Raw genomic sequence first — 3,263 nt, forward strand, 5'->3', positions numbered from 1 at the left:
AACGGATATGCCCCCCAATCAGCGAGCCTTCACAGCCTCAACCCAATCCGGATCCAGCCGCGTCTGGTCAGGCTCAATCCCCAACCCCCGCATCTTCTCCAGATGCTCATCAACCTCCCGCACCAACTGCGCCTGAGAACTCGAATTGGCGTCCAGTTCGTGCATCTGCATCAACCCAAGGTGATAAAACCGCAGCAACTTGATCGCCACCGGATCATTCGCCTTCACCCCGTCAGTCACCTTGTGCATCACATTCGTCACACTCATCAGGCTGCGCTTGAGCTGCCACCCATACACCGCCGGCGCGAACCAGGCCTGGTTCCAGAACGGCCCCCGCACCAGCCCTACGGTAATCAACACCCCGGCAAACACCCCGCCCACATTAAAGCGAAAATTATCCCCCCCAGGCTCACCAAACAGCATCACCGCCAGGCTGGAAAGCACCATCGCCAACACCACAAACAACCCCGCGACTATCAACGTACTGCGTCGCGTCTGCTGGCGAAAAACAATCGGGTCGCACGGTTTGAGCTCAAACATCCAGGGTCAGTCTCCATGGCACAAGTAGGGTTATAACGCCGGCCAGCATCTTCTCATGCTTCACCCGTCGGAGTGACGGTAATCAGGTTGAACGATGGATCAGCGCAATTTCTCTAACCCCTGTAGGCAACCGACCCCCAAGCGAGGTGAACCATGACCCGGTACCAGCAACAGCCGCCCGGCACACCCAACCCAGACCGCACGCCCGGCGAAGAGGAGCGTGACAACGACGCCCTGCGCCCCAACGACCCGGCCGAACGGCAAGATGACGAAGAGCAGGTCGAGGAAGACCTGGAAAACCTGCACGACAAGGCCCGCCCGCTGTAAACCCGGCGCGCAAGGAGGTAGTTATGACTAATCGTACAAGCGGCCCGCATTCATCCGAGCATTCCAGCGGCAAGGACGAATTGGGTTTCGACCCCGATTCCCCGGACGTCGCAGACCCACAGGTCGACCCGGTAGGTCCCGCCATTGCCCCGTTGGACAAGCCAGAAAAAACCGGCAAGAAGCCGGCCTATGATCCCCTCGGTGATCTGAAAAAGTGAAACAAGCCCCGCCGTCGTGCGGGGCTTTTTATTCCTCAACCAAGCCGTTTCGGGGCTGTCCATGTCACCTCGGTGATGCCGAACTTCTCCGCCCAGGGACGAGTGGTCTTTTTCACCCGCTCGTGGCCCGGCCGGCCTATCCGCCCCACGTGGGCAATGTCGGCATCAACGGCCGCCCAATGCCACGCTTCGGCGTTGTTCATGACCTCGGCACGCACCACAAAGGTTTTTGGTTCGCCGTGTAGCAAGTAGTGGATGGTGTAGATCATTGCGGTACTCATGATGCCTCCCTGTCTTGTAGTGAATGGATATAAATCAGTTCAGAAAGGTTCAGAAAGTTTGTGCATCTGAGGACTTGCATTTGATTCAACCCACAATTGGCAAATAACCGCCGTCAGGGTATTAGTGGTGCTTTCGCCACCGACTCCAGGATTGCGTCATGCCAGAGCTGACCCACAGCCGTCTCTACCTGCAACGTCTGGGCTACGACACGCCGCCTCCGCCCACCCTGCAAACCCTGCAGGATCTGCAGTTGCGCCATGTCAGCACCTTCGCGTTTGAAAGCCTGTCGACCCTGCTGCACGCACCGGTGCCGATCGATTTGCCGAGCGTCGAACAAAAAGTCCTGTTCGACGGCCGTGGTGGTTATTGCTACGAGCTGAACCAGCTGTTCCTGGCCTTGTTGCAGGAGTTGGGCTTCGAGGCGCGGGGCATTACCGGCCGTGTGGTGATGGGGGGGCCACCCGATGCACTGACGGCGCGCACCCATCGGCTGAGCCTGGTGACCCTGGACGGCGTGCGTTACATCAGTGATGTCGGCTTTGGTGGCATGGTGCCCACCAGTCCCTTGCAACTGGACACCGATGCCACCCAGGCCACCGCCCATGAACCCTATCGCCTGAGCCTGGAGGAGGGCAGCTACACCTTGTGGGCGCAGGTCGCCGGTGAGTGGCGCGGCTTGTATGTGTTCGACCTGCAGGTGCAGTCACACTTCGACTACGAGATCGGTAACTGGTACGTCTCCACCCACCCGGATTCGCCGTTCCTCGGCCAGCTGAAAGTCGCACTGATTGGCCCGGGATTTCGCCGCACGCTGAACAACGGGCAGTACGCGATTCACTACCTGGACCGGGCCAGCGAAAAGCGTGCAATCGAGGACGTCGAAGAGTTGCTGAACCTGTTGCAGGCCAGCTTTGGCATTCGCCTGCCGGAGCATCCGCAGTTGCGGTCAATTCTCGGTCGTTTGCTGGCTCACGTCCAAGACGTTTGATATAGAGCCTTCGCTGAACCGTTTTACCTCGAAAAAGGTGCAAATTAATTCGAACCTTTCGCCAAAACGAGGGTTCGAAGCGTTTCCTGAATAATTTGCCACCTGCAATGGAGACGTAAAACGATGTCCAAACTATTCGGAAAGATCCTCAAGAATTCCTCGGTCCTGGCCTTGATCGCGGCACCTGGTGTGGTGTTCGCCGCAGCGCCGACCGACCCGATTTCCACCTTCGGGATCCTCGGCAGCTACAACGACTTCAAACTCGAAGGCGGTAGCCAAAGCGACAAGGACCACATGCCTGAAGCCGGCCTGTTCTATAACTTCGGCAACAAGCTGACGGCTGAATCCGGCTTTATCTACCAGGCCGGTATCGAAGCCAAGTACGGCGAGAAGAGCGACAACAAGCTCAAGGAAGGCCAGGCCGACCTCGACCTCGGCTGGCGTGCCGCGCTGGATGCGCGCAACTTCGTCGACGTGCTGGTGGGTGGCGGCTACAGCTGGACCCGCTACGAGCCGGACTCGGGCGACTACGACATGAAACTCACCAACAAATCGCCGTTCGCCAAGGCGGCCCTGGGCTACAACCACCAGTTCGACGACATGACCATGCGTGTTGAACTGGGCGCCCGCCATACCATCGACGGCCGCGCCAAGCTCAAGGTCGACGGCATCGGCAGCGACACCGTGGACCTCAAGGACCGCACCAACCCGTACGCCGAAGTCAGCCTGCTGATGAACCAGAAAGGCGATCTGCCAGTGATGGCGGGCCTGTACTACACCCGCACCGAGTACAAGCTCGATGACGATTCGTACGTGGCCGACAACACCAAGCTCAAGCGTGACGAGTATGGGTTCAAGGTCGGTATCGCGTTCTAAATCTGCCTGACTGATTGTTCCCACGCTCTGCG

Annotated in this window: 6 protein-coding genes; 4 read left to right on the forward strand and 2 right to left on the reverse strand. The window is 58.8% G+C overall.

Going from position 1 to position 3,263, the window contains the following annotated elements:
• Nucleotides 1–18 precede the first annotated feature (18 nt).
• Nucleotides 19–540, reverse strand: a complete 522-nt coding sequence (locus tag HX846_RS29400) for a DUF3087 family protein (protein ID WP_087693365.1) — start codon at nucleotides 538–540, stop codon at nucleotides 19–21.
• A gap of 153 nt (nucleotides 541–693) precedes the next feature.
• On the opposite strand from HX846_RS29400, the gene HX846_RS29405 reads away from it, so the two are divergent.
• Both HX846_RS29405 and HX846_RS29410 read left to right on the forward strand, forming a co-directional pair.
• Nucleotides 694–867: a hypothetical protein gene (locus tag HX846_RS29405; RefSeq protein WP_008430128.1), complete on the forward strand. Its 174-nt coding sequence runs from the start codon at nucleotides 694–696 to the stop codon at nucleotides 865–867.
• Nucleotides 868–890: 23 nt separating this feature from the next.
• Nucleotides 891–1,085 (forward strand): DUF6021 family protein, encoded by a 195-nt coding sequence (locus HX846_RS29410; protein ID WP_003210890.1) that lies wholly within the window; start codon nucleotides 891–893, stop codon nucleotides 1,083–1,085.
• 35 nt (nucleotides 1,086–1,120) lie between these two features.
• Here HX846_RS29410 and HX846_RS29415 read toward each other — a convergent pair whose 3' ends face one another.
• On the reverse strand, nucleotides 1,121–1,366 hold the full coding sequence (locus HX846_RS29415; protein ID WP_023658994.1) for a DUF6555 family protein: 246 nt from the start codon (nucleotides 1,364–1,366) through the stop codon (nucleotides 1,121–1,123).
• Nucleotides 1,367–1,524: 158 nt separating this feature from the next.
• Between HX846_RS29415 and HX846_RS29420 the strand changes: the two genes are divergently transcribed.
• On the forward strand, nucleotides 1,525–2,355 hold the full coding sequence (locus HX846_RS29420; protein ID WP_178966710.1) for an arylamine N-acetyltransferase: 831 nt from the start codon (nucleotides 1,525–1,527) through the stop codon (nucleotides 2,353–2,355).
• A 123-nt stretch (nucleotides 2,356–2,478) separates the two neighbouring features.
• The gene (locus HX846_RS29425) at nucleotides 2,479–3,231 is read left to right on the forward strand and encodes an outer membrane beta-barrel protein (protein WP_003210885.1); all 753 of its coding nucleotides are present in this window, start codon (nucleotides 2,479–2,481) and stop codon (nucleotides 3,229–3,231) included.
• The last annotated feature ends 32 nt before the right edge of the window (nucleotides 3,232–3,263 follow it).

The organism is Pseudomonas sp. K5002 (genome assembly GCF_013386655.1).
GTDB lineage: Bacteria > Pseudomonadota > Gammaproteobacteria > Pseudomonadales > Pseudomonadaceae > Aquipseudomonas.